The organism is Streptomyces sp. NPDC031365, assembly GCF_055569765.1.
This window is the reverse complement of sequence record NZ_JBVIIM010000002.1, coordinates 1-25,062: the sequence shown is the minus strand read 5'-3', so window position 1 is coordinate 25,062 and position 25,062 is coordinate 1. Positions and strand designations below refer to the sequence as shown.

The following is a 25,062-nucleotide window of genomic DNA, read 5'->3' as shown; positions in this document are numbered from 1 at the left end:
AGAAGAACTTTAGCCTGCGACCTGCCGGAAAGTGAAATCCGGGTCCCGGGGCGTCCCGGGGCCGGATCGCGGAACCGTCAGTCGTCGTCGCCGAGTACGGCTTCCGGCAGGGTGCCGGCGTTGTGCTCCAGCAGGCGCCAGCCACGGGCGCCCTCGCCGAGGACGGACCAGCAGCAGTTGGTGAGACCGCCCAGGCTCTCCCAGTGGTGCGGATCGAGGCCGAGCAGCCGGCCGATGGTGGTGCGGATGGTGCCGCCGTGGCTGACCACGACGAGCGTGCCGTCGTCCGGGAGCTTGTCGACATGCCCCAGCACCACGGGGGCGGCACGGTCGGCGACCTCGGTCTCCAGTTCGCCCCCGCCCCGGCGGACCGGCTCACCGCGCTTCCACGCGGTGTACTCGTCGCCGTACCTGGCGATGATCTCGTCGTGCGTCAGACCCTGCCAGACACCCGCGTAGGTCTCCCGCAGCGCCTCGTCGTGGGTGACGTCCAGGCCGGTGAGCGCGGCGAGCTCCGCGGCGGTGGCCGCGGCCCGCTGCAGGTCGGAGGCGACGATCGCGTCGGGCCGCAGGCCGGCGAGAAGACGGGCGGAACGACGGGCCTGGGCGAGACCCGTCTCGGTGAGTTCGACGTCCGTGGAGCCCTGGAAACGGCGCTCCACGTTCCAGGAGGTCTGGCCGTGCCGCCACAGGATGACGCGGCGGCCCCGGCGTCCGGACCCGCCCGCCCCACCGGTGGGGCTCACCGCCACTCACCACCCGGCTGAGCCGTCTCCTCGGCCTCCTGCTGCCTGGCGTGCTCGGCGGCCTTGCCCCGGGTGGCCCGGGCGTCCTCGGGCAGCTCCAGCTCGGCGCAGTCCTTCCACAGCCGCTCCAGGGCGTAGAAGACGCGCTCCTCACTGTGCTGGACGTGGACCACGATGTCGACGTAGTCCAGCAGTACCCAGCGGGCCTCACGGTCGCCCTCGCGGCGGACCGGCTTGGTGCCGAGCTCCTTGCTGAGCCGCTCCTCGATCTCGTCGACGATCGACTTGACCTGACGGTCGTTGGGTGCGGAGGCCAGCAGGAAGGCGTCGGTGATGGACAGCACGTCACTGACGTCGTAGGCGACGATGTCGTGCGCGAGCTTGTCGGCGGCCGCCTGGGCGGCGGTCCGGACGAGCTCGATGGAACGGTCGGTTGCGGTCACTACAAGGCTTTCGCTCGGCGGTCGTTTGCCCTCAAGGGTCTCACGGACCGGCCGGCCCGCCCCACGTGATGGCGCGGGGTGCGCCGGACCTCGTCACGGAGGGTGGGCCGGTCCTCGTCACGAACCGGGGTCGTAGTCCTGGCCGAGGACGACCGAGACACGGGCGTTCGCGGAGGTCCTGCCCTTGGCGACGGAGTCGGCGGGCAGCCCCAGGGTCTTGGCGACCTCGGCGGCGTTCTCCTTGTCGGCGGCGTCGGTGTAGACGACCTCCGAGGTCGCCTCCGCGGCGGCGGTGCCCGCCTCCCGGAAGGTGAAGCCGCCGTTGAGGAGGACCACGCGGGCCTTCTCGGTACGGTTCTCGACGCCGGTGGCGTTGCGCACGGAGACGCTGACCGCGGCATCCGGGTCGGGGCTCTTCGCGGTGCCGCCGAGGACGTCCTTGACCACGCTGTCGCTCGCCTCCGCGGTGAGCGTCCCGTCGTCCTGCACGGGCAGTACGGCGGTCTTGTGGTCGCCGCCCTTGGCCAGGTCGGAGAGGCGGGCGAGGAAGGAACCGAGGTCCTTGTCGGTGAGCGGCGGCTCGATGATCTGCCCGAGCGTCTGGATGGTGACCGTGGCGGCGTCCGCGTCGGAGGTCATCTTGCGCAGAACGCCGTGCAGGACCTGCCCGAACCGCTCCAGCTGGGCGTTCTGGGCCTCGCCGGAGCCGCGGTGGGTGGCGTAGGCGACCGCCGCCTTGCCACTGAGGGTCTGGTTCTCGCCCTTCCGGACCAGGGGCGCCTCGCCCTTCTTCTTCGCGTCCGGGTCGGGCACGTCGGTGTCGGTGTCGACCTCGATGTTGCCGACGAGGTCGACGAGGGTCAGCAGGAACGGGGTGTCCAGCCGCCAGGTGCCCTCGATGTCGGTGCCGAGGACCGTGTCGAGCGCCGTCCTGGTGCCCTCCGAGCCGTCGTCCTCGACCGATTTGGCGAGCGTGGTGGTGGTGCCGTCGTCGGCGGTGAGGGCGAGGGAGTTGGGCAGCAGGACGGTGGTGCCCTGCTTGGTGGTGGTGTTGTCGACGAGCAGGGCGGTGGCCGTGCCGCCCCGCTCGGTGTCGTGCAGATGGACGACGAGCACGTCCCGCTTCTGGGCGCCCGCGGCCGTCGTGGTGGCCGTGTCCTCGCCCGAGGACAGTCCGGGCAGCTTCCCGGCGTACCAGAGGTAGCCGACGCCGCCGGCCGCGACCAGGGCGAAGACCACGACCAGGGCGACGATCCGGCTGCGGGCGCGACGCCGGGCCTCCTCGCGCCGCTCGGTGCGGTTCTCGGTGAACTTGAGCCAGTCGATGACGTCCTCGGAGTCGCCGTCGGGCTCCTCGACGAAGGCGAACTGCTCGGTGTGGTACTCCCGGCCGGGCCCGGCGGGTTCCTGCTCCTCGTCGACCGGGCCGCCCTGCTGCGGGATGTGCGCGGTCTGTTCGGCGGCCCGGGGCTGCTGCCCGGTGCCGGTGTACGCGTGCTGCCCGTAGGGGTCGTTCGCCGCCGAGCCGGGGCCGCCCTGCCGGGCAGCGCCGTACGGGTCGTAGGAGTCGTAGGAGGGGGCCTGCGGCTGCTGCGGGGCGCCGGTCCCGTAAGGGTCGTACGACGGCTGCTGGTGCCCGCCGGTGGCGTACGGGTCGTAGCCGTAGCCCTGCTGACCCTGCTGACCCTGCTGCTGGTACGCGTCGTACTGCTGGGCCTGCTGGGCCTGCTGGCTCTGCTGGTCCGTGGCCTGGCGGTAGACGGGCCGGCCGTACTCGTCGTAGCCGACGAGCTCGTACGGGGCGCCGCCCCCGTATCCCGCGTCGTATCGGTCGTTCACCGGTGCCCCTCTCGGATCACTCGCCGCGGTACAGCTCGCGCTTGTCGATGTATCGCACGACTCCGTCCGGCACCAGATACCAGACGGGTTCTCCCTTGGCGACTCTCGCACGGCAGTCCGTCGAGGAGATGGCGAGGGCGGGAACCTCCACCAGTGAGACACCGCCCTCGGGGAGGCCGGCGTCGGTCAGATGGTGGCCGGGCCGGGTCACGCCGATGAAGTGTGCCAGGGAGAACAGTTCCTCGCTGTCGCGCCAGGTGAGGATCTGGGCCAGGGCGTCGGCGCCGGTGATGAAGAAGAGGTCCGTGTCCGGGTTGAGCGCGCGCAGGTCGCGCAGGGTGTCCACGGTGTAGGTGGGGCCGCCGCGGTCGATGTCGATGCGGCTCACCGAGAACTGCGGGTTCTCGGCGGTGGCGATGACCGTCATCAGGTAGCGGTCCTCGGCGGCGGAGACCGCGCGGTGGTTCTTCTGCCACGGCTGGCCGGTGGGGACGAAGATCACCTCGTCCAGGTGGAACCGCGTGGCCACCTCGCTGGCCGCCACCAGGTGCCCGTGGTGGATCGGGTCGAAGGTGCCGCCCATCACACCCAGGCGGCGCTTGCCCTGCTTGGCCGGGCCGCTGCCGGGGCCGGATGGCATGTCCTGCTCTCCCATGCGTGCAGACCCTACCGGCCCGGCCCGGGCGCCCCCTCCGCCAGTTCCCTGCCGGGCAGGCCGGCGGGGGTCAGCGGTCGCGGTTGAAGCGGGTGGTGATCCACAGCAGGAGCAGCAGGACGAGCAGCGCTCCGCCACCGGTGAGGTAGGGGTTGAGACTCTCGTGGTTGCCGCCGTGCTCTCCGCCCTCGGCGGCGAGGGTGACCAACTGGGCAGCGGTGCTGGGGAAGCTCATCTTCGGCAGAACCTATCGCGTGTGGGCGGGATAAAGACGTCCGCTCATCGTAAGCGGGCACCTCCGCGGCGATCACGCCGACTCCGCCGTTCCGGGCGCGGGCACCCTCGGGGACGCGCCGGGGCAGGCAACCTTGCCCGGCTCTCAGTCGTCCTTCCGGCTGTAGCCGCGCGCCAGGAACCACGCGGTGAGCGCACTGCCCGTCCAAGGGATCTCCGCCTAGGCTGGGTCCCGCCGGGGGGAGCGAGGGGCCGCAACCGGTCCCGCACAGGTCACTCAGACGCATGGGGGAAACATGTCCGACGGCCATCAGCACAACGGGCACGAGAGCGTGCCGAGCAGGCAGCGCAGGCGTTTCCCCGGAATCTCCTCGCGTGCGTACGAACATCCGGCCGACCGCTCCGCGCTGGTGGCGCTGCGGAAGCTGAGCGGCTTCGACACGGTCTTCAAGGTGCTCAGCGGTCTGCTGCCCGAACGCAGTCTGCGGCTGCTGTTCCTGTCCGACTCGGTACGGGTCTCGGACCGGCAGTTCGCGCACCTCAACGACATGCTGCGGGATGCCTGCTACATCCTGGACCTGGAGAAGGTCCCGCCGATGTACGTCAACCAGGATCCGGTTCCGAACGCGATGTGCATCGGTCTCGACGAGCCCGTCATCGTGGTGACGACGGGGCTGGTGGAGCTGCTCGACGAGGAGGAGATGCGGGCGGTCGTCGGGCACGAGGTCGGGCACGCGCTGTCCGGGCACGCGGTGTACCGGACGATCCTGCTGTTCCTGACGTCGCTGGCGGTCCGGGTCGCGTGGATCCCGCTCGGCAACGTCGCGATCATGGCGATCGTGACCGCGCTGCGGGAGTGGTTCCGCAAGTCGGAGCTGTCCGCGGACCGCGCGGGGCTGCTCGTGGGGCAGGATCTGCAGGCCTCGATGCGCGGACTGATGAAGATCGCGGGCGGCAACCATCTGCACGAGATGAACGTGGACGCGTTCCTGGAGCAGGCCGAGGAGTACGAGGCCGGCGGCGACCTGCGCGACTCCGTGCTGAAGATCCTCAACGTGCTGCCCCGCTCGCACCCGTTCACCACCGTGCGGGCCGCCGAGTTGAAGAAGTGGGAGTCCTCCCGTGACCACCAGCGGATCATGGACGGCCACTACCCGCGCCGCGACGAGGACAAGGACGCCTCGGTACGGGACTCCTGGCGGGAGTCGGCGAGCAGTTACGCCGGTGAGGTGAAGAACTCCAAGGACCCGCTGATGAAGCTGGTCAGCGACATCGCGGGCGGCGCCGGGGACCTGGGCGGGCGGGTCCGCCGCGGATTCGGCGGCTTCGGGGCCCCGGGGCCGCAGTCCGGGCCGCAGGAGCCGGGCGGGCCGTCGGACACGGACGGTGAGCAACCCCCGCGCGACGGCGCCTGAGGGCCGCGGCCCGGCAGCCGCTCACCGAGGGCCGCTTCCCTGACTGCCGCTCTTCGACGGCCACTCTCTCCGACCGCCGCTTCCTGAAGGGGCCGCTTTCCGAGGTCCGCCCTTCGGTGGCCGCCCTTCGACGGCCCCTCCTCAGTGGCGGCTCTCCGGTGGCGGCTCTCCGGGGACCGCGGGATCGCGGGACCGTTCACAGTTTCGGCTGTGCGCCCGCGGCCAGGGAGCCGCACAGTGCCGGGACGCCGCCCGCGGCGTAGGGGTCGGTGCCGGTGGGGCCGCCCTTCTCGGCGCTCTGGCCGGCCAGCAGCGGGCGCAGCCGTCCGGCGGAGTCCTGGGCGCAGGACAGGGGGCCGGCCTGGACGTGGGCGACGACGAGCTCCGCCTGGTGCAGGCGCAGGTCGTCGCGGTCGAAGCGGAAGTGCAGTTCGCGGCGGACCGTGAACAGGGACGCCTCGGCGTCTCGGCCGCCGCCGGCCGGCCGCAGCGCGTACACGAAGGTGTGGTCGGTGGTCACCTCGAGGGTGGCGGCGTCGGCCTCGGCGGCCTGCATGGTGCCCCGGACCCGGATGCCGCGGTCGGCCAGCTCCACACGGGAGGTGTCGAAGCGGACCAGCCATCCGGTGGGCGCGTGCCGTCCGTCCGCGGCCGGGCGGTCGAAGCTCCGGTCGAACTGGTCCAGTTGGCCGGAGTCGAGCAGCACCCGCACGGGGCGGGTCTCGCCGCCGGTGAGCACACCGGGGTCGAGAGAGGACCGTACGACGTAGTCCTTGGCGGTGAGCAGCGCGGCGACCACCTGGCTGTCGGAGAAGTGCGCGGTGCTCCGGGATGCGGGGAGCGGCACCCCCTCGGCGCCGGTACGGAACTGCGACGCCGGACTACGCACGTACAGGCGTTCGACGTTGGTGGTGCCGGGCACCCTCCCCTGCGGGGCGAGCGGGACGACGGTCATCCGCAGCGGCTCGGCGAGCCCTTCGTCGGCAGGAGTCCGGTAGGGACTGCGTACGCCCATGTAAATGGCGGTGCCGAAGGCCAGGGCGATCAGCAGCACCAGGACCAGTGCCTGCCGGGACAGCCCGCCCCTGCGCAGCGGCGGGCTGCGGCGCACGGCGGGGGCGTGGTCGGTGATGCGCTCCTGGGCGGAGTACTCCCGCAGCCGGGCAGCACGGACGAAGGACTCGTCGAAGACGACGGACCTGTACTCGTCCTCTCCGCCCCCGGGAACTCCCTCGGGCGTCCCCTCGGGCGGGTCCGAAGGCCCTCCCATATCTTCAGGGTAGGTCCGGGGGCGGCCCGGTAAACGCCCGGCCGCATCCCAAGTTCTGACAGGCTCCCACCAGGCGGGCGGCCGGTCTCAGGGACCGCCGCGCGGGATCACCGGGACGGTCGGCCGGGAGTAGTCGGCGGACGCGGAGGGTACCACCGTGCTGCCCTGCTCGACGCCGGTGGAGGCGGGAGGCGGGGCCGGGTCCTGGCGGCCCGGGGAGCCGCCGCGGTACACGGCCGAGAAGGCGAGCGCCACCATGCCGATGCCCATCATCAGGGCGAGCATCCAGGCGACGGAGCGGTGCCAGCGCGCCTGCCTGCCGTACGGGCCCGGGGAGCCGTAGCCGTCCTCCAGGACGTCCGTGTCGTCGGCCGGGTCGCCGTGGCCGGGGTCCCCCCGGTAGCCGCCGTACCCGTCGTCGTACCGCTCACCGCGCGCGCGGGCCCGGTGGGCCTCGGCCTCGGAGGCCTCGGCTCTGGCCTGCGCGGCGGCCAGGAGTCGTTCGACGGCGGTCGGCTCGTGCACCTCGGCCGCGTGTACGAAGTCCTCGTCGAAGACCACGGAGGCGAACTCTTCGTCCGACACCCCGCGGTCGTGGTCGTCGTCGGGCTCCCAGCCGTCAGGGAACGGCGTGCCCCCCACGTCCTCCGGCACGCATCCAGAGTAGACCTGGGGGGTCGATTTGGGCAGACGGTACGGCAATTCGTCCGTCTGCCGGAACACCCCCACCGGCGGGCCGTGACCCGCGCGGTTCAGCGCCGTACGTGGCCGTCACCGGTGACGATGTACTTCGTGCTGGTCAGCTCGGGCAGGCCCATGGGGCCCCGGGCGTGCAGCTTCTGTGTGGAGATGCCGATCTCCGCGCCGAAGCCGAACTGGCCGCCGTCGGTGAAACGGGTGGAGGCGTTCACCGCGACCGTGGTGGAGTCCACCAGCTGGGTGAACCGGCGGGCGGCCTGCTGAGAGGTCGTGACGATGGCCTCGGTGTGGCCCGACGTCCACAGCCGGATGTGTTCGACGGCCCGGTCGAGGGAGTCGACGACGGCGGCGGCGATGTCGTAGGAGAGGTACTCGGTCTCCCAGTCCTCCGTGGTGGCCTCCACGACGGTGGCGCGGGAGTCCTTCGCGTACGCCGTCACGCGCTCGTCGGCGTGCACCGTGACCCCGGCGTCGGCGAGGGCGTCCAGGGCGCGCGGAAGGAACTCGGCGGCGATGTCCTGGTGGACCAGGAGGGTCTCGGCGGCGTTGCACACGCCGACCCGCTGGGCCTTGGAGTTGACCAGGATCTCGACGGCCATGTCGAGGTCGGCCTGCGCGTCGACGTACACGTGGCAGTTGCCGGTGCCGGTCTCGATGACCGGGACGACGGACTCCTGGACGACCGTGTTGATCAGCGAGGCGCCGCCGCGCGGGATGAGCACGTCGACCAGTCCCCGGGCGCGCATCAGCTCGCGCACGCTGTCGCGGCTCTCGCCGGGGACCAGTTGCACGGCGTCGGCGGGCAGTCCGGCGCCGTGCACGGCGTCCCGGAGCACCCGCACCAGCGCGGTGTTCGACCGGTAGGCGGAGGACGAGCCGCGCAGCAGGACCGCGTTGCCGGACTTCAGGCAGAGGGCGGCGGCATCGACCGTCACGTTCGGCCGGCCCTCGTAGATGATCCCGACGACTCCGAGCGGCACCCTGACCTGGCGCAGGTCGATGCCGTTCGGCAGGGTGGAGCCGCGGACGACCTCGCCGACGGGGTCGGGCAGCGCGGCCACGTCCCGCACATCGGCGGCGATGGCGCGCACCCGCTCCGGGGTGAGCGTGAGCCGGTCGATCATGCCTTCGCCGATGCCGGCTTCCCGCGCCTTGGCCACGTCCTGGGCGTTGGCCTCGACGATCTCGCTCGTGCGGACCTCCAGCGCGTCGGCGACGGCGAGCAGCGCGTCGTCCTTGGCGGCGCGCGGCAGCGGCGCGAGGGTGGCCGCGGCGCCCTTGGCCCGGTAGGCGGCCTGATTGACCGGGGACATCGAGTCGAACGGCGAAAGCGTGGTCATAAGGGGAAGGGTAGTGCGCCGGGAACGGGCATCCGGCTTCTGTCCCAACTCCCGAGACACAACCGAAATGCGCCGCTCGCCGTGTTTGCCCCCAGGCACCGCAGCCGTACGGAGCGACGACGGCGAGCACCACGTCCGCGGGAGCGGCGCCGGCTCACGCGCACTAGAAGGGATGGACGCCGACGGGTGTCGCCAGGGCCGGTCCGTACCCCGCGGCGACGCGCTGGTGGTAGGTGGGCCGGTCGATGACCTCCAGGCCGACGATCTCCCAGGGCGGCAGGCCCGCGGTCTGCCGGTGCTCACCCCACAGACGCAGCGCCACGGCGGCGGCGTCGTGCAGGTCACGGGCCTCCTCCCAGTAGCGGATCTCCGCGTGGTCCTCGGCGTAGCGGCTGGTCAGCAGGAAGGGGTGGTCGTGGGCGAGCTGTTCCAGGGCACGCCGGACCTCCGCGACCGGGGTCGGCCCGCCGGAGACGCTGAGGGTGACGTGCCACAGCCGCGGGAGGTCGTGCGCTTCGCCTCCCGGGAACCGTTCCCCGGCCGCGACGCTGGTCAGGGCGCGTTCGTCGCCCGCCGCACGGGAGCCGGCACCACCGTGAGACGCCGTCGTACCGGGGCGCACTCGTCTCACGACGGCCTCCTTCACACGCGGACCGCCCGGGGGTCGGGCGGACTGGTCCCTGCGACAAAGTTGAGCAGGCCGCCGCGGATCTCGGGGCGATTTTGCGGAACGTCCACTACCGAGGGCGGACGTTTCGGCACATTACGGATGCAGGACCACCAGATCGTCCCTGTGTACGACCTCACGTTCGTACTCCGGTCCGAGATCCCGGGCGAGCTCGTGGGTGGAGCGGCCGATCAGGAGAGGGATCTCCTTGGCGTCGAAGTTGACCAGCCCCCGGGCCACCGCCCGCCCTTCGCGGTTCCGCAGTTCGACCGGATCGCCCGCGCTGAAATCGCCCTCGACGCCGGCGATCCCGGCCGGCAGCAGCGACTTGCGCCCCTCAACCACCGCGCGCACGGCACCGTCGTCAAGGGTGAGCGAGCCCTGGGGGGTGGAGGCGTGCTGCAGCCACAGCAGCCGGTCGGCGGAGCGGCGCCCGGTGGGGTGGAAGTAGGTGCCGGTGTCGCCGCCGGTGAGCGCCTCGGCGGCGTGCACCGCGCTGGTCAGCACCACCTGGATGCCGGCGGCGGCGGCGATCCGCGCGGCCTCGACCTTGGTGACCATGCCACCGGTGCCGACCCCCGCCCTGCCCGCGCTGCCGATCTCCACATGGGCGAGGTCCCCGACGCCCCTGACCTCCGCCACGCGTGAGGTGCCGGGGCGGGCGGGGTCGCCGTCGTAGACGCCGTCCACGTCGGACAGCAGCACCAGCAGGTCGGCGCGGACCAGGTGGGCGACGAGGGCGGCGAGCCGGTCGTTGTCACCGAAGCGGATCTCGTCGGTGGCGACGGTGTCGTTCTCGTTGACGACCGGCAAGGCGCCCATCGCCAGCAGTTTGTCGAGGGTGCGGGAGGCGTTGCGGTGGTGGGCCCGGCGGCTCATGTCGTCACTGGTGAGCAGCACCTGGCCGACCCGGACGCCGTAGCGGGCGAAGGAGGCGGTGTAGCGGGCGACCAGCAGCCCCTGGCCGACGCTGGCGGCGGCCTGCTGGCGGGCGAGGTCCGTGGGCCGGCGGCGCAGCCCCAGCGGGGCGAGCCCGGCGGCGATGGCACCGGACGAGACGAGGACGATCTCCCGCTCCGCCCCGCTTCTCACCTTGGCGAGCACGTCGACGAGCGCGTCAACCCGGTCGGCGTCCAGACCGCCCGCCGCGGTGGTCAGCGACGAGGAGCCGACCTTGACGACGATTCTCCGCGCCTCGCCCACGGCCTGCCGTGCCCCTGCCACCTTGCCGCACGTCCCCTCGCGTCGAACATCTCACCCGCCAGGCAATCTACGCGAAGCGGAGCGAAGGACGCCCGGCGGTCCAGCCTCCGGGACGGTCCGGTACCGCATAGCAGGTACGGGCGCCGGAGGGTTCCGGGACACGCGCGTGTCGTCCGGCGGTCGGCGGGCGTTAACCCGGCGCACGCCCCACGACGACCCTGGAGTGACCGCAGTGCCCGTACCCACGTCCCCCCGGCGGTTCCGGGCGGCAATCCGCCGACACCGCTTCCCGCTGCTCCGTCTGCCCGGCCCGCCCGCCGTCGCCCAGGCCCTGGTGGCGGCCGTACTGGTCGGCGCCTGCACGGCCCAGGCCGTGGCGGCCCTGGCGCCGCATGTGCCGCTGCTGGTCGCCGCGACCGTCGCGTCCCTGGCCGTCGAGGGAGTGCTGTACCGCTGGCAGCGGGGGGTGCTGACGGTGTTCGCCAAGGCGCACGCGGACATCACCGTCCGTCATGTGCTGCGTGATCTGCTGCTGGTGGTGGGCCTGCTGCGGCTCGGGGAACAGGAGCGGGAGGCGCGCTACGCGGCGATCGCCGCCGGTCTGCTCGTCTGCTACGCCCTGCACTGTGCGATCCAGGCGGTGTCCGTACTGGTCCGCCGTACCCGCACGCTGCCCGTGGTGACCCGGAACATCGACGCCTCCGCGCTGCGGCTGTCCCCCGCCCCGCCCGCTCTGCTGCGCCGCCCCGGCCACCGGCTGCTGGCGCTGGGGCTGCCCGCGACGGCCGGTCTCGCCGCGACGGCGGTGACCGACGACATCCGGTGCGCGGCGGCCGGTGTCGCGCTGTCACTGGTGCTGACGCTCGGCGGTCTGGCCGCGCTGCTGCTGCGGCTGCTGCCGGGGCGGCGGCCGGTGGACGAGCAGGAGGTGCTCGACTGGTTCGACGCGTGGCTGGCGGACTACCGGCCGACGGTCGGGCTGTACTTCTCGGGCGGGGTGTCGTCCGCCTACCAGGCCGGCATGTGGCTGGAGCCGCTCGCCCGGCTGGAGACCCGGCCGGTCATCATCCTGCGTGAGCGGTTCATGGTGCCGAGGATCGCGCCGACCGACATCCCGATCGTGTGCCTGCCAAAGGTACCCACGCTCATGCGGCTCGAGCACTCCACGCTCCAGGTGCTCATCCACCCCTCCAACTCCGGCAAGACCTCGCAGGTGCTGCGCATCCCCACGATCAAGCACGCCTTCGTCAACCACGGCGAGAGCGACAAGCTCTCGTCCTGCAATCCGTACGCGAAGGCGTACGACGAGGTGTGGGTGGCCGGGCCGGCGGCGCGTGAGCGTTACGCGCTGGCCGATGTCGGGGTCGAGGACAAGGACGTGGTGGAGATCGGCCGCCCGCAGCTGGATGCCGTACGCCCCTGCGCGGGCCCGCCGGCCGGACGGCGTACGACCGTGCTGTACGCCCCGACGTGGGAGGGCTGGGACGGCAACCCGGGCAATACGTCGGTGACCGCGGCCGGCGAGAACCTCGTACGGGCACTGCTCGCGGACCCGGGGGTGCGGCTGTTGTACAAGCCGCACCCGCTGACCGGTTCGGTGGACCCGCGGGCGGGCGCCGCGGATCGCCGCATCCGGGAGCTGATCGGCTCGGCCAACCGGTCCCGATCCGGCCGCCGTCCCGAGCCGTCAGTGGAACTCGCCCGGCTCACGGCGGAGTTGGACCGTCTCACCACGGCCGAGTTCCGGACCGGCGCCGACCAGGTGGAGCGGATGCTCGCGCAGTCCGCCCCCGAGCCGGGCCGCGCGGAGGCGGTGGCGCGGGTGACGGCGGCCTGGGAGGAGGCCTACTGGGCCTCGCCGGCGGAAGGGGAGCACCGGGTCGTCGATGAGGTCCGCCCGGAGCTGTACGCCTGCTTCGATGTCGCCGACCTGCTGATCAGCGATGTGTCCAGCGTGATCACCGACTTCCTGGCCAGCGGAAAGCCGTACGCGGTGGCCAACACCTCCGGCCTGCCCGAGGACGCGTTCCGCGCGGCGTTCCCGACGGTGGCGGCGGCAACGGTCCTGACCCCGGACGCGGCCGGCGTACCGGCCCTGCTGGAGTCGGTACGCCACCCGGAGAGGGACGAACTACGCACCGCACGCGCGGAGTTGAAGCTGCGGCTGCTGGGCCCGGCGGAACCTGCGTCCCAGGAGCGCTTCGAAGCGGCGGTACGGGCGCTGTGTTCGGCCGCTCAGGGGCACCGCAGGCGGATGGCGGAACGGCAGCAGGCGGAACTTCCCGGTCAGCGGCGGGAGCACGTCCCGGACGCCACCGCTCCGTCCGCGGATCCGCCGTCCGCGGATCTGCCGTCCGCGGATATGCCGCGACGGGGGGCCGTGCCGCGGAGGTAGCTCCACCCGCCCTTCCGCGGGCCGGTCCCCGTATCGTCTACCGCCGGTGCCGCCACCCCTGCCAGGCCGAGTCGATCATCTCGTCCAGGCTGTGGCGGGCCGTCCAGCGCAGTTCCTCGCGGATGCGGTCCGCCGAGGCCACCACGCGGGCCGGGTCGCCGGGGCGGCGGGGGGTGACCTCGGGGGTCACGTTCTCGTTGCCGGTGACCTTGAGGATGCGGTCGACCATCTCCCGTACCGAACTGCCCTCGCCTCGCCCGATGTTCAGTGTGAGCGAGGTGCCCTGCGGGGCCTCCTCGAGGCGGCGTGCGGCCGCGAGGTGGGCGGAGGCGATGTCCAGGACGTGGATGTAGTCGCGCACGCAGGTGCCGTCGGGGGTCGGGTAGTCGTCGCCGAAGACACGGGGCGCCTCTCCGGCCTCCAGCCGCTCGAACACCATGGGGACGAGGTTGAAGACCCCGGCGTCGGACAGCTCCGGGGAGGCCGCCCCGGCCACGTTGAAGTAGCGCAGGGAGGCGCCGCGGATGCCGTACGCGGTGGCCGCCGCCCTGATCAGCCACTCGCCGATGAGCTTGGTCTCGCCGTACGGGCTCATCGGCGCGCACGGGGTGTCCTCCGTGACGAGGTCCACGTCGGGCATGCCGTAGACGGCGGCGGAGGACGAGAACACGACCTTGTCGACGCCGGTCGCGGTCATGGCCTCGAGGAGCGTCTGCACACCGGTGACGTTCTCGCGGTAGTAGTGGAGCGGCCGCTCGACGGACTCTCCGACCTGCTTCTTGGCGGCGATGTGCACCACCCCTGTCACAGCATGGTCACGAATTGCCTGCTCCAGCAGGTCACGGTCCACGACGCTGCCGACGACGAGGGGCACCCCCTGCGGAACCCGGTCCGCGCTGCCCGTGGACAGGTCGTCGTACACGACCACGGACACCCCGCCGTCACGCAGGGCACGCACCACGTGCGCGCCGATATATCCGGCCCCACCGGTGACCAGCCAGCTCATGCTCATGCCTCCAACGTCGTAGTCACTGCATGCAGAGTGTTCCGCAGGCCCCGGAAAATCGAATCCGACAGATCACGCATAGGGGAGGTAAGGGACGGACTCGGCGTCGGTGCCCACACCCGGCGTCCGCACAACGGCGAATAAAAAGCTCCTGAAATCGGTCGTTTCCGCTACGGGCCGGTCGCCGGCCGTCCGGCCACCTCGCCCACGGAAACTTCGCATGAATCCTTTACGCTGATGCGGCGACGCCCTCCAGGTCCACGGATACCCGGAGCGCGGCCCGGCCCCAAGCCCACGCCACAGCGCACGCGGTCAGTTCTCGGAACAGGTTGTAAGGATGCCCAGACTCTCTCTCGTTGTCCCCGTGTACAAGGTGCAGGGGTATCTGCCCGAGTGCCTTGATTCCATACTCGGGCAGGACTACACGGACTTCGAGATCGTCGCCGTCGACGACTGCTCACCGGACGGGTCGGGCGCCATTCTGGACCAATACGCGGAGCGGGACGCGCGCATTCATGTGATTCACCTCACCGAGAATGTAGGGCTGGGGCGTGCGCGCAACGCGGGACTGGAGCGGGCGGAGGGTGATTACGTCCTGTTCCTGGACAGTGACGACACGTTGTCCGACGGTGCGTTGACGGCGATATCCGAGCGCCTCGGGGCCACCGGCGACCCGGACGTCCTGATCTACGACTACGCGCGCACCTACTGGGACGGAGAGGTCCGTCCCAATCAGCGGGCGGACCTGCTGCGGAGCGAGGGCCCGGACGTCTTCCGCCTCGCCGACCGCCCCGAACTGCTCAACCTGCTCCAGATCGTCTGGAACAAGGCCTACCGCCGCGAGTTCATCGCCCGTACCGGCCTGACCTTCCCCCCGGGGTACTACGAGGACGCCCCCTGGACGTTCTGCTCGCTGATCAGCGCCGAGCGCATGGCCGTACTGGACCGCGTCTGCGTGTTCTACCGGCAGCGCCGTGAGGGCGGCAACATCCTCAAGACGGTCAGCCGCAAGCACTTCGACGTCTTCGACCAGTACCGCCGGGTCTTCGACTTCATCGCGGCACACGAGGAACTCGCCGAGTGGCGCACCCCGTTGTTCCGCAAGATGATCGACCACTACCTGACCGTGCTGGAGCGTCCGGGCCGGCTGCCGCAGTCCGCCCGGGCGGAGTTCTTCCACCGTGCCTCGGCCGACTACCGCGCCCACCTGCCCAAGGGGTTCCAGCGCCCGGCCGGCGGCCGCGGCCACAAGTACGCGATGCTGGAACGGGACGCGTACACCGCCCTGGCCGGCGCCACCGCCGCCGTCAAGTTCCGGCGGCGGGTCAGGAACCGCGCGGCGGCCGCGATCAGCCGGTCCAAGCGCAGTGCGATAGGTGTCTTCTACCAGTCGCAGCTGCGGCTTCCCCTCGACGAGAACCTCGCGCTGTTCTCCGCCTACTGGAGCCGCAGCGTCTCCTGCAACCCCGCGGCCATCGACGCCGAACTCGCCAGGCTCGCCCCCGGGATCCGCCGGGTGTGGGCCGTCCGGGCGGACTCGGTGGACCGGGTACCGAAGGGTGTGGAGTACGTCCGTGTCGGTTCGCGCGAGTACTGGGCGGCCGTGGCACGGGCCAAGTACCTCGTCAACAACGTGAACTTCGCGGACGCGGTGGTGAAGCGGGAGGGCCAGATCCATCTCCAGACCCATCACGGCACCCCGCTGAAGACGATGGGCCTGGACCAGCAGAAGTACCCGGCGTCCACCGACATGAACTTCACCAAACTGCTCGAGCGGTGCGACCGCTGGGACTTCAGCCTCAGCTCCAACCGTTTCTCGACCGCCGTGTGGGAGCGCGTGTACCCCTGCTCGTACACCTCCCTGGAGACCGGCTACCCGCGCAACGACTTCCTGGTGAACGCGACGGCCGAGGACGTCCGCGGTGCCCGTGCCACGCTGGGACTCGCCGACGGCACCAGGGCGTTCCTCTACATGCCCACCCACCGGGAGTACCAGCCCGGGTTCACGCCGGCCCTCGACCTCGCGCGGCTCGCCGACGAGCTGGGATCCGACGTGACGCTGCTGGTCCGCGGCCACTACTTCTACGGCGGTTCCTCCCACATCGCCGAACTGCGCCGCAGCGGCCGGATCATCGACGTGTCGGGCCACTCCCGGGTGGAGGAGCTGTACCTGGCGGCGGACGCGCTCATCACCGACTACTCGTCGGCGATGTTCGACTACGCGGTCCTCGACCGGCCGATCATCACCTACGCGCCCGACTGGGACATCTACTCCGCGGTCCGCGGCACGTACTTCAACCTGCTGGAGGAGCCGCCCGGTGTGGTGGCCACCACCCAGGCCGAGCTGATCCGGCTGCTCGGCTCGCGGGAGTACGAGGGACCGGACGCCGCCGAGCGCCGCGCCGCGTTCCGGCTCCGTTTCTGCGAGTTCGACGACGGGCACGCAGCCGAAAGGGTGGTGCGGCGCGTCTTCCTCGGCGAGGACAGCACGCTGCCGTTCGTCCCGTTCACCGAACGACCCCACGCACCGACCCCCGACCAGGCACTCGAACTGGTCGAGCGGGCCTGACCCCCGGAAGGAGACCACAACAGCCATGGCCCCTCGGCTCAGTGTCATCGTCCCCATCTACAACGTGGAGCGCTATCTGCCCGCGTGCCTGGACTCGCTCGCCGCGCAGACCTTCCGGGACATCGAGGTCCTGATGGTCGACGACGGCTCCCCCGACGGCTCCGCCGCGATAGCCGAGGGCTACGCGAGCCGCGACGAGCGCTTCAGGCTCATCCGCAAGGAGAACGCCGGGCTCGGCGCGGCCCGCAACACCGGCGTGCAGCACCTGTCGGAGGAGTCGGAGTACCTCACCTTCGTCGACAGTGACGACCTCATCCCGCCGGACGCCTACCGGCAGATGCTCGCCAGCCTGGACGAGTCCGGCTCGGACTTCGCCACCGGCAACGTCTTCCACCTCAAGGGCGAGAAGACCTGGCAGGTGCCCCTGCTGAAGATGCTCGCCGGTGAGGCCCGCAGGCGCACCCACATATCGAAGTACCCCAAGCTGATAGCCGACCGCATCGCCTGCAACAAGGTCTTCCGCCGGACGTTCTGGGAGCGGGAGGGCTTCGTCTTCCCCGAGGGGATGATGTACGAGGACACTCCCGTCACCCTGCCCGCCCACTACCGGGCGGAGGCCGTCGACGTCATCGGTGAGCCGACGTACTTCTGGCGACTGCGGGAGGGTGAGTCGGCACCCTCGATCACCCAGCGCCGCAGGGAGCCCCAGGCCGTCCGCGACCGGGTCACCGCGGTGAGCATGGTCAGCGACTACCTGGCACAGCAGCCGGGCCCCGAGTTCGCCGAGTACAAGCGCCAGTACGACGACCGGGTGCTCCGCGACGACCTGCGGCTGTTCATGCGGGTACTGCCGGACGCCACGGTGGAGTTCCACGAGACGTTCCTGGAAGTCACCAACCGCTACCTCGACATGGTGGACCCGAAGATCGTCATGTCGCTGCCGACGGATCTCCGGGTGCAGTGGCTGCTGGTGCGCAAGCACGCCATGCCGGAGCTGATCGCCCTACTGGCCTCGCAGCGCCGCAAGGAGCCGGTGGAGGTCTCCGGCACCTTCCGCAAGTACGCGAGCTTCCGCACGCTCGAGGAGAGCGGCTTCGACCTGCCGAAGTCGGCACTGCGCATCGACGGCGACCTGGACCTACGGGCCCCGCTGCGCTCGGTGACCTGGCAGGACGGCAAGCTGGTGCTGTCCGGTGACGCCTACATCGACAAGATCGACGTTTCGGCCAAGCGCAGCAGCGTCAAGATCGTCCAGCTCAAGCGGCACGGCTCGCGCCGGCGTGTCTTCCTGCCGGCCAGGAACATCCACCGGCCGGAGTGCACCACGGACTCCGGCCAGCAGCGGTACAACTACGACTGGGCGGGCTGGGAACTGGCCCTCGATCCGGCGAAGCTGCGCAAGGGCGGCACCTGGCAGGAGGGCCTGTGGCACCTCGGCATCAACGTCTACGCCTCCGGTCTGGTGCGGCGCAGCGGCATCTGGACCCGTGGCGGCTCGGCGGCGAACTTCCCGCCCTACCAGTGGCTCGACGAGGACTTCCGGCTGCTGCCGACCGTCGAGCGCAACGCGCTGAAGCTGCGCGTCGAGAAGGTGCGCGCCCTGATCACCGACCGCCGGCTGGACGGCGACGCGGTGGAGATCAGCGGTGACATCCGCGAGCCGCTGAACAGCGGGGAGACGGTGACGTTCCGTCTGAGCCACGGCAAGAGCGGCGAGGTGCGCACCTATCCCGTCGAGATGACGCGGCAGGGCGCCGGGACGACGTTCCGCACCAGGGTTCCGCTCGAGGACGTGGCCCTGCTGAGCACCAGCACGGTCGACGACCAGGCCCAGCCGGATCGGCGCCGGTGGAGCACGGTCCTGGTGGCCACCGCCGGGGACGGCACGGAACGCCAGTTCAGCAGTGTGGTCCGGGAGGGTCTGGAGGACCTCTCCTTCGATCTGCCGGCCTCCTTCGGTGAGGCGGGCGCCCATCGCGAGATCGCCCTGACGTCCGGCCACAACGGCTACCTGAAGATCACCGGCCGGACCCGCCGTGCCGTGATCACCGAGGTCGGCCTGTCGGACGGGCAGATCATGGTGCGCGGCCGGAGCAGCCTGGAGCTCAAGGGCTCCGAGCTCGTCGTCAAGGCGAACAACCGCTTCGACGAGCGGACGGCGTCCACTGAATGGTCCGAGGACGGCACGTTCACCGTGACCTTCGACCCGTCGGTGATGGGCGGTTCGGGTCAGGTACCGCTGAAGGCGGGCCGCTGGGATCTGCTGCTGCGCTCCCCGGACGCGGACGTTCCCGACGCCCAGTTCGTCATCGACCGGCTCGCACTCTCCCAGTTCCCACTGCAGACCGAGCTGAACGGCCGCCGCTACTGGTTCGAGAACCGCTGGAGCGACTACCCGCAGCTCAACTGCCGCTCCGAGCTCGGCGACCTGGAGCGCGGCCCGTACCGCCAGCTCCAGATGCGCCGTGACGTGTACGAGGCCGGCCGCCGGGAGCCGCTGCGCGACCAGGTGTTCTTCCTCAGCTACAACGGCAAGCAGTACTCCGACAGCCCGCGGGCGATGCACGAGGAGCTGTTGCGCCGCGGCAGCGACATGAAGTACCTGTGGGCCGTGCGCGACGGCCAGGTGGTGCTGCCGCCCACCGCGGAGAAGGTCCGCATGTGGGGCCGCGAGTGGTTCGAGGCGCTGGCCACCTCCCGGTACATCGTCACCAACGGGCATCTGCCCGACTGGGTGGAGCGGCGGCCCGGTCAGGTGATCGTGCAGACCTGGCACGGCACGATGCTCAAGAAGATCGGCCACGACATCGAGACGCTGTACTTCGACCGCGAGTACCAGAACCGTCTGGCGATCGAGGCCAAGAACTGGAGCCTGCTCGTCTCCTCGAACCGGTTCTCCACCCCGATCCTCAAGCGGGCGTTCTCGTACGACGGGGAGATCCAGGAGGCCGGCTACCCGCGCAACGACTACATGTACTCGCCCGACCGCGACAAGATCGCGGAGAAGGTGCGGGAGACGCTCGGCATTCCGAGCGGCAAGAAGGTCGTGCTGTACGCGCCGACCTGGCGGGACGACCAGTCGCACAGCGCGGGGCAGTACCTGTTCGATCTGCGGATCGACCTCGACGACGCCCGCCGCCGTCTGGGCGAGGACCATGTGCTGCTGATCCGGCGTCACTCCAACGTGGTCGACGCGGTGCCCGGCGCCGGAAACGGCTTCGTGTGGGACGCCTCGGAGTACCCGGACATCGCCGACCTGTACCTGGCGGCGGACATGATGATCACGGACTACTCGTCCGTGATGTTCGACTACGCCCACCTGAGGCGTCCCATGCTGTTCTTCACGTACGACCTGGAGCACTACCGGGACACGCTGCGCGGCTTCTACTTCGACTTCGAGAAGGACTCGCCCGGACCGCTGATCTCCACGTCCGAGGAACTGGTCACGGCGATCCGCGACATCGACACGGTGTCGGCCGAGTACACGGAGCGCTTCGAGCGGTTCCACCACCTGTTCTGCGACCTGGACGACGGCCACGCCTCGAAGCGGGTCGTGGACCGGATGATCGAGCAGGCCAAGGAGGTCTGAGCGGGGCCCGAGCCCGGGGACCGGCGGTCCCCGGGGACGGCAGAGGGCGACGGCCGGGCGGATTCGCCCGGCCGTCGCCCTGTGCGTGGCCCGTTGTCCCGGGCGCTGCCGGCGTCAGCGCCCGGCTTTCCCGGCCGGGCGTCCGCGGCCGGCCAGGGCGACGGTCAGGGCGCGGATGCGGCCCCGTAAACGCCTGCGGACGCCCGGCGCGGGCCGCTGTGACGTGCCCTGCGGCTGTGGGGCCGGCTGTGGTCGGGGCACCAGGGCGCACAGGTCGGTGAGCTCCTCGACCAGGCCCTGCGAGATGAGCAGGCAGCGCAGCCGGGAGAGCGGCGGCAGTCCGGCCACCAGCTCCGGCGGGACGTACTCGCGCAGCAACTGCCCGGCGAGCTTCACATGCAGGGCGCGCGTCCCGTCCGGCAAGTCGGAGAAGGCCTCTTTGAAACGGCCGAGTACTTCCAGGGTGAGCCAGCGGTACAACAGGCTGTTGCGCCGGCTGCCGGGCGGGACGTGTGCCACCACGACGCTCAGCACGTCGCGCACATTGGCGTAGAACGGTGCGGGGTCGGGGACTTCCTGCGTCAGGTGGGGGAAGCCGTCGCGGTGGACCAGGTAGTAGCAGTCGTAGTCGGCCACGACGGATATCGACCGGGCGTGCAGATAGGCCGGGACGACGAACATCTGCTCCTCGGCCAGCCGGACTCCTTCGGCGAAGCGCAGCCCGTGCTCCATGACGAGAGAGCGCCGGAACAGTTTGTGCGCGGTCAGGCTCCAGACGGCTTTGCAGGAGAAGACGTCACCGGCTTCGACATTCTTGCGGAACGGGGTGACCGGCGCCTTGCGGCCCACTCCCCGGATGCGTCCGAGCACCACGTCCGAGTCATTGCGCCGGGCGGCCCCCACCATCCGCTCCAGCGCCTCGGCACCGAGGTGGTCGTCGGGGTCGGCGAAGAACAGGAATTCTCCGGCTGCCATCTCGACGCCCCGATTGCGCGGGCCGCCCGGTGCACCGGTATTCTCCTCGAGCCGTACGATCCTGACCCGCCCGGGATGGCGTGCCGCCCAGATGTCGAGTAATTCCCCGCTGTTGTCCGTGGAAGCGTCGTCCACGGCGATGATTTCGATGGTGTCGAATCCGATGGTCTGGTCCGCGATCGACTGCAGACATTCCGCGAGGTATTCGCTCGCGTTGTAGACCGGAATGATCACCGAGACGGCCAGACCGCGTGCGGGCCCGATGTCCATGTGCCCCCCATGGCAGCGTTCTTGCGCCCGGTGAGGCCTTCCACTGATCCTCTTGTGGGCCTCATCCGTATGGCCACCGTAGCTCGCGAATCCTCCCGTCGGATGTCGACGGCCCGTCAGCCTCCGCAAGGTTATGTAACGACTGACGCTCCGTCATGAACGGTCCGCGGGACGGCATGTGGGGAAACGGAGCACGGACGCCCGCGGCGAAAAGACGGTGCCCCGGACGGCACACGGCTCGGGCCCGGGGCACCGCCTCTACAGGGCGACTGCCGTCTAGAACGGTTCGAAGTCGTCGTACTCCTTCTCGGACTCGTCCCGCTCGGCTTGCCGGTCCCGGCGGCGCTGAGCGGCCGGGCGGGGTGCCTCGAAGCGGTGGTCCTCGCCGCGGCGGCCGAGCATCTCCGCGCCGGCGGTGACCGTCGGCTCCCAGTCGAAGACGACCGCGTTCTCCTCGGGCCCGATGGCCACCCCGTCGCCGGAGCGGGCACCGGCCTTCATCAGTTCCGTCTCGACACCGAGGCGGTTCAGCCGGTCGGCCAGGTAACCGACGGCCTCGTCGTTGTTGAAGTCCGTCTGCCGCACCCAGCGTTCGGGCTTCTCGCCGCGCACCCGGAAGACCAGCTCTCCGTCGGCCTCCTCGCGGGTGACGGTGAAACCGGCGTCGTCCACGGCCTTGGGCCGGATGACGATCCGCGTCGTCTCTTCCTTCGGCTTGGCGGCACGCGCCGCGGCCACCAGTTCGGCGAGGGCGAAGGACAGCTCGCGCAGCCCGGTGTGGGCGACGGCCGACACCTCGAAGACGCGGTAGCCGCGCGCTTCGAGATCCGGCCGCACCATCTCGGCGAGGTCCTTGCCGTCCGGGACGTCGATCTTGTTCAGGACGACCATCCGCGGGCGGTTGTCCAGACCGCCGTACTGCCGCAGCTCGTCCTCGATGATGTCGAGGTCGGAGACGGGATCGCGGTCGGACTCCAGCGTGGCGGTGTCCAGCACATGCACCAGCACACTGCACCGCTCGACGTGCCGCAGGAACTCCAGGCCCAGCCCCTTGCCCTGGCTGGCGCCCGGGATCAGCCCCGGCACGTCGGCGATGGTGTACACGGTCGAACCGGCCGTGACGACGCCGAGGTTGGGAACGAGCGTGGTGAAGGGATAATCGGCGATCTTCGGCTTGGCGGCACTGAGCACGGAGATCAGGGACGACTTGCCGGCGCTCGGATAGCCCACGAGCGCCACGTCCGCGACGGTCTTGAGTTCCAGCACGATGTCCTGGAGGTCCCCCGGCACGCCGAGAAGGGCGAACCCGGGCGCCTTGCGCCGCGCCGAGGCGAGGGCCGCGTTCCCGAGCCCGCCGCGTCCGCCCTGTGCGGCGACGTACGAGGTCCCGTGGCCGACGAGGTCGGCGAGGACGTTGCCCGCCTTGTCCAGCACCACGGTGCCGTCCGGGACGGGCAGCACCAGGTCCTGGCCGTCCTTGCCGGAGCGGTTCCCGCCCTCGCCTGGCTTGCCGTTGGTGGCCTTGCGGTGCGGCGAGTGGTGGTAGTCGAGCAGGGTGGTCACGGACTGGTCGACGGTGAGGATCACATCGCCGCCCCGCCCGCCGTTCCCGCCGTCGGGTCCGCCGAGCGGCTTGAACTTCTCGCGATGGACGGAGGCACAGCCGTGACCTCCGCTACCCGCGGCGACATGCAGTTCGACGCGGTCCACGAAGGTGGTCATGAGGGGTGCCTCCAGAAACGGTGGGACGCAGGTGCGTACGTACTTCGGTACTTCTTGGTCAACACGCGAAAGGCGGACCCGCCTTCCCGACCGGGAAGTGAGGTCCGCCTCGCGAAACGTACGGTCGAAAGCCTGGTCAGGCGATCAGGCGACCGGAACGATGTTCACGACCTTGCGGCCACGGCTGGTGCCGAACTGCACCGAACCGGCCTGCAGCGCGAACAGGGTGTCGTCGCCGCCGCGGCCGACGCCGGCGCCCGGGTGGAAGTGGGTGCCGCGCTGGCGGACCAGGATCTCGCCCGCGTTGACGACCTGACCGCCGAAGCGCTTCACGCCGAGGCGCTGAGCGTTGGAGTCACGACCGTTACGGGTGGACGATGCGCCCTTCTTGTGTGCCATCTCTCCTCAGTCCCTTACTTCGCAGCCGCGGGGATCTCAGTGACCTTGATCGCCGTGTACTGCTGGCGGTGGCCCTGACGACGGCGGTAGCCGGTCTTGTTCTTGTAACGCAGAATGTCGATCTTCTGGCCCTTGTGGTGGTCCACGACCTCGGCCTGGACCTTGATGCCGGCCAGCACCCACGGGTCGCTGGTCACGGCCTCGCCGTCGACCACGAGCAGGGTCGAGAGCTCGACCGTGTCGCCGACCTTGGCGGTGGAAATCTTGTCAACCTCAACGATGTCGCCGACAGCAACCTTGTGCTGGCGACCACCGCTGCGCACGATGGCGTACACGCGGATCTCACTCTCTCATTCGAAGAACGGCACCCCGCAGGCCAGCCGCCCACGCACACACACGGACGACCTCTCCCGATCGCGAACCCGCGTCCGGGAGGAAAAAGGTTTACGGGGGTGTGGCGGTCCAGATGGACACGCCGACGGTCAAGGTTACGGGGCCCGGCCCACGAGGGTCAAACCGGACCCCCCGCCGTCAGCCGGTGACCGACGCGACGTAGTCGCCGTAGGCGTCCTTGATCTGCGCCGGCGACAGCTCCAGGTGCTCCAGGATCGTGTAGCGGCCGGGGCGGGTCTCCGGGGCGAACTCCACGGCGCGGACGAACTCCTCGTCGCTGAAACCCATCTCCTGCGCCACGACCGGAAGTCCGTGCCTGCGAAGCGTGTCGGCCATGATCCGGGAGAAGTCGTGGTCGCCCCGCAGATGCATGGCGAACGCCGCACCGATGCCGACCTGTTCGCCGTGGCTGGCCGCACGCCTGGGAAACAGCAGGTCGAGGGCGTGACTGATCTCGTGGCAGGCCCCCGAGGAGGGCCGGGTGTGCCCCGCGATCGACATCGCGATGCCCGACAGCACCAGACCCTCGGACAGCACGGTCAGGAAACCGTCGTCGCCGCAGCCGCCGGGGTGGCGCAGCACCGCCTCCCCGGCCTGGCGCGCCATGGCGGCGGCGAGGCCGTCGACCTTCTCCCCGTTGACGCGGTGGGACAGCTCCCAGTCCGCGACGGCGGAGATGTTGGATATCGCGTCCCCGATGCCCGAGCGCACGAACCGGATCGGCGCCTCGCGTATCACGGCGAGGTCGATGAGCAGCGCGATGGGCATGGGCACGCCGTACGAGCCGCGGCCCGCGTCGTTGTCCAGGATGGATACGGGCGAGCAGATGCCGTCGTGCGAGAGGTTGGTGGCCACGGCGACCATGGGCAGTCCGATGCGCGCCGCCGAGTACTTGGCGCAGTCGATGACCTTGCCGCCGCCGAGTCCGACGACCGCGTCGTAGTGGCCGGACTTCATCCTGTCGGCGAGCCGCACCGCGTCGTCGATGGTGCCGCCGCCGACCTCGAACCAGTCGGCCCCCGGCAGGGCCGGCGACAGCCGCTCCCGCAGCCGGGCGCCGGAGCCGCCGCTGATCGCCACCGCCAGTCTTCCCGACTGCGAGATCCGCTGGTCCGCGAGGACGCTCGCCAGGTCGTCTAGGGCACCCGGGCGGATGTCGACGACGACCGGCGAGGGGATGAGCCGGGTCAGTACTGGCACGCGATCTCCCGTCCGCGGGCGAGGTCGTCGTGG

General features: G+C 70.7%; 20 protein-coding genes. 4 read left to right on the top strand and 16 right to left on the bottom strand.

The window, feature by feature from the left end; all coding sequences use genetic code 11:
- Positions 1-77: 77 nt before the first annotated feature.
- From ACZ5C2_RS02800 to ACZ5C2_RS02780, 5 genes are all read right to left on the bottom strand, one after another.
- The gene (locus ACZ5C2_RS02800) at positions 78-752 is read right to left on the bottom strand and encodes a histidine phosphatase family protein (RefSeq protein WP_468785830.1); all 675 of its coding nucleotides are present in this window, start codon (positions 750-752) and stop codon (positions 78-80) included.
- Positions 743-1,189, bottom strand: a complete 447-nt coding sequence (gene rsfS / locus ACZ5C2_RS02795) for a ribosome silencing factor (RefSeq protein WP_468785828.1) — start codon at positions 1,187-1,189, stop codon at positions 743-745. Before rsfS ends, ACZ5C2_RS02800 begins: the two co-directional genes overlap by 10 nt.
- 117 nt (positions 1,190-1,306) lie before the next feature.
- Complete coding sequence (locus ACZ5C2_RS02790; RefSeq protein ID WP_468785826.1) at positions 1,307-3,028, bottom strand: LytR C-terminal domain-containing protein; 1,722 nt, start codon at positions 3,026-3,028, stop codon at positions 1,307-1,309.
- A gap of 16 nt (positions 3,029-3,044) precedes the next feature.
- Positions 3,045-3,683: a nicotinate-nucleotide adenylyltransferase gene (gene nadD, locus ACZ5C2_RS02785; RefSeq protein ID WP_468785824.1), complete on the bottom strand. Its 639-nt coding sequence runs from the start codon at positions 3,681-3,683 to the stop codon at positions 3,045-3,047.
- A 70-nt stretch (positions 3,684-3,753) separates the two neighbouring features.
- Positions 3,754-3,918: a hypothetical protein gene (locus ACZ5C2_RS02780; RefSeq protein ID WP_468785822.1), complete on the bottom strand. Its 165-nt coding sequence runs from the start codon at positions 3,916-3,918 to the stop codon at positions 3,754-3,756.
- Between the two features lie 295 nt (positions 3,919-4,213).
- Between ACZ5C2_RS02780 and ACZ5C2_RS02775 the strand changes: the two genes are divergently transcribed.
- Positions 4,214-5,332: a M48 family metallopeptidase gene (locus tag ACZ5C2_RS02775; RefSeq protein WP_468785820.1), complete on the top strand. Its 1,119-nt coding sequence runs from the start codon at positions 4,214-4,216 to the stop codon at positions 5,330-5,332.
- A gap of 196 nt (positions 5,333-5,528) precedes the next feature.
- On the opposite strand, the gene ACZ5C2_RS02770 is transcribed toward ACZ5C2_RS02775, so the two are convergent.
- From ACZ5C2_RS02770 to proB, 5 genes are all read right to left on the bottom strand, one after another.
- Positions 5,529-6,602 carry an SCO2583 family membrane protein gene (locus ACZ5C2_RS02770; RefSeq protein WP_468785818.1) on the bottom strand — a complete coding sequence of 358 codons (1,074 nt, stop codon included), beginning with the start codon at positions 6,600-6,602 and terminating at the stop codon, positions 5,529-5,531.
- A gap of 87 nt (positions 6,603-6,689) precedes the next feature.
- Entirely contained in the window at positions 6,690-7,256 is a 567-nt protein-coding gene (locus tag ACZ5C2_RS02765; protein ID WP_468785816.1) for an SCO2584 family spore wall biosynthesis protein, read from the bottom strand.
- A 98-nt stretch (positions 7,257-7,354) separates the two neighbouring features.
- Positions 7,355-8,641, bottom strand: a complete 1,287-nt coding sequence (locus ACZ5C2_RS02760) for a glutamate-5-semialdehyde dehydrogenase (protein WP_468785814.1) — start codon at positions 8,639-8,641, stop codon at positions 7,355-7,357.
- 163 nt (positions 8,642-8,804) lie between these two features.
- A complete protein-coding gene (locus ACZ5C2_RS02755; RefSeq protein ID WP_468786678.1) occupies positions 8,805-9,263 on the bottom strand; it encodes a hypothetical protein in 459 nt (152 codons plus the stop codon).
- 141 nt (positions 9,264-9,404) lie between these two features.
- On the bottom strand, positions 9,405-10,532 hold the full coding sequence (proB, locus tag ACZ5C2_RS02750) for a glutamate 5-kinase (protein WP_468785812.1): 1,128 nt from the start codon (positions 10,530-10,532) through the stop codon (positions 9,405-9,407).
- Positions 10,533-10,782: 250 nt separating this feature from the next.
- Between proB and ACZ5C2_RS02745 the strand changes: the two genes are divergently transcribed.
- Positions 10,783-12,906 (top strand): hypothetical protein, encoded by a 2,124-nt coding sequence (locus tag ACZ5C2_RS02745; RefSeq protein WP_468786676.1) that lies wholly within the window; start codon positions 10,783-10,785, stop codon positions 12,904-12,906.
- Positions 12,907-12,943: 37 nt separating this feature from the next.
- Here the strand turns inward: ACZ5C2_RS02745 and galE are convergent, their stop codons facing one another.
- On the bottom strand, positions 12,944-13,912 hold the full coding sequence (gene galE, locus ACZ5C2_RS02740; RefSeq protein WP_468786674.1) for a UDP-glucose 4-epimerase GalE: 969 nt from the start codon (positions 13,910-13,912) through the stop codon (positions 12,944-12,946).
- A 337-nt stretch (positions 13,913-14,249) separates the two neighbouring features.
- Between galE and ACZ5C2_RS02735 the strand changes: the two genes are divergently transcribed.
- Together ACZ5C2_RS02735 and ACZ5C2_RS02730 are read left to right on the top strand one after the other, a co-directional pair.
- Positions 14,250-16,481 (top strand): bifunctional glycosyltransferase/CDP-glycerol:glycerophosphate glycerophosphotransferase, encoded by a 2,232-nt coding sequence (locus ACZ5C2_RS02735; RefSeq protein WP_468785810.1) that lies wholly within the window; start codon positions 14,250-14,252, stop codon positions 16,479-16,481.
- Positions 16,482-16,506: 25 nt separating this feature from the next.
- The gene (locus tag ACZ5C2_RS02730; protein WP_468785808.1) at positions 16,507-20,070 is read left to right on the top strand and encodes a bifunctional glycosyltransferase/CDP-glycerol:glycerophosphate glycerophosphotransferase; all 3,564 of its coding nucleotides are present in this window, start codon (positions 16,507-16,509) and stop codon (positions 20,068-20,070) included.
- A 114-nt stretch (positions 20,071-20,184) separates the two neighbouring features.
- Here the strand turns inward: ACZ5C2_RS02730 and ACZ5C2_RS02725 are convergent, their stop codons facing one another.
- The 5 genes from ACZ5C2_RS02725 to ACZ5C2_RS02705 form a co-directional block, all read right to left on the bottom strand.
- On the bottom strand, positions 20,185-21,315 hold the full coding sequence (locus tag ACZ5C2_RS02725; protein WP_468785806.1) for a glycosyltransferase family 2 protein: 1,131 nt from the start codon (positions 21,313-21,315) through the stop codon (positions 20,185-20,187).
- A 276-nt stretch (positions 21,316-21,591) separates the two neighbouring features.
- On the bottom strand, positions 21,592-23,037 hold the full coding sequence (gene obgE, locus ACZ5C2_RS02720) for a GTPase ObgE (RefSeq protein WP_468785804.1): 1,446 nt from the start codon (positions 23,035-23,037) through the stop codon (positions 21,592-21,594).
- 144 nt (positions 23,038-23,181) lie between these two features.
- On the bottom strand, positions 23,182-23,436 hold the full coding sequence (gene rpmA, locus ACZ5C2_RS02715; protein ID WP_006132816.1) for a 50S ribosomal protein L27: 255 nt from the start codon (positions 23,434-23,436) through the stop codon (positions 23,182-23,184).
- A gap of 14 nt (positions 23,437-23,450) precedes the next feature.
- The gene (gene rplU / locus ACZ5C2_RS02710; protein WP_030217740.1) at positions 23,451-23,771 is read right to left on the bottom strand and encodes a 50S ribosomal protein L21; all 321 of its coding nucleotides are present in this window, start codon (positions 23,769-23,771) and stop codon (positions 23,451-23,453) included.
- A gap of 196 nt (positions 23,772-23,967) precedes the next feature.
- Positions 23,968-25,029, bottom strand: coding sequence for an iron-containing alcohol dehydrogenase family protein (locus ACZ5C2_RS02705; RefSeq protein ID WP_468785801.1), 1,062 nt, complete (start codon positions 25,027-25,029; stop codon positions 23,968-23,970).
- Positions 25,030-25,062 lie beyond the last annotated feature (33 nt).

Bases quoted from the DNA above. Each gene is read 5' to 3' on its own strand.
- obgE (WP_468785804.1), bottom strand. From the start codon at position 23,037: ATGACCACCTTCGTGGACCGCGTCGAACTGCATGTCGCCGCGGGTAGC.
- galE (WP_468786674.1), bottom strand. From the start codon at position 13,912: ATGAGCTGGCTGGTCACCGGTGGGGCCGGATATATCGGCGCGCACGTG.
- nadD (WP_468785824.1), bottom strand. From the start codon at position 3,683: ATGGGAGAGCAGGACATGCCATCCGGCCCCGGCAGCGGCCCGGCCAAG.
- ACZ5C2_RS02770 (WP_468785818.1), bottom strand. From the start codon at position 6,602: ATGGGAGGGCCTTCGGACCCGCCCGAGGGGACGCCCGAGGGAGTTCCC.
- rpmA (WP_006132816.1), bottom strand. From the start codon at position 23,436: ATGGCACACAAGAAGGGCGCATCGTCCACCCGTAACGGTCGTGACTCC.
- ACZ5C2_RS02760 (WP_468785814.1), bottom strand. From the start codon at position 8,641: ATGACCACGCTTTCGCCGTTCGACTCGATGTCCCCGGTCAATCAGGCC.
- ACZ5C2_RS02775 (WP_468785820.1), top strand. From the start codon at position 4,214: ATGTCCGACGGCCATCAGCACAACGGGCACGAGAGCGTGCCGAGCAGG.
- ACZ5C2_RS02730 (WP_468785808.1), top strand. From the start codon at position 16,507: ATGGCCCCTCGGCTCAGTGTCATCGTCCCCATCTACAACGTGGAGCGC.
- ACZ5C2_RS02725 (WP_468785806.1), bottom strand. From the start codon at position 21,315: ATGGACATCGGGCCCGCACGCGGTCTGGCCGTCTCGGTGATCATTCCG.
- ACZ5C2_RS02735 (WP_468785810.1), top strand. From the start codon at position 14,250: ATGCCCAGACTCTCTCTCGTTGTCCCCGTGTACAAGGTGCAGGGGTAT.
- ACZ5C2_RS02780 (WP_468785822.1), bottom strand. From the start codon at position 3,918: ATGAGCTTCCCCAGCACCGCTGCCCAGTTGGTCACCCTCGCCGCCGAG.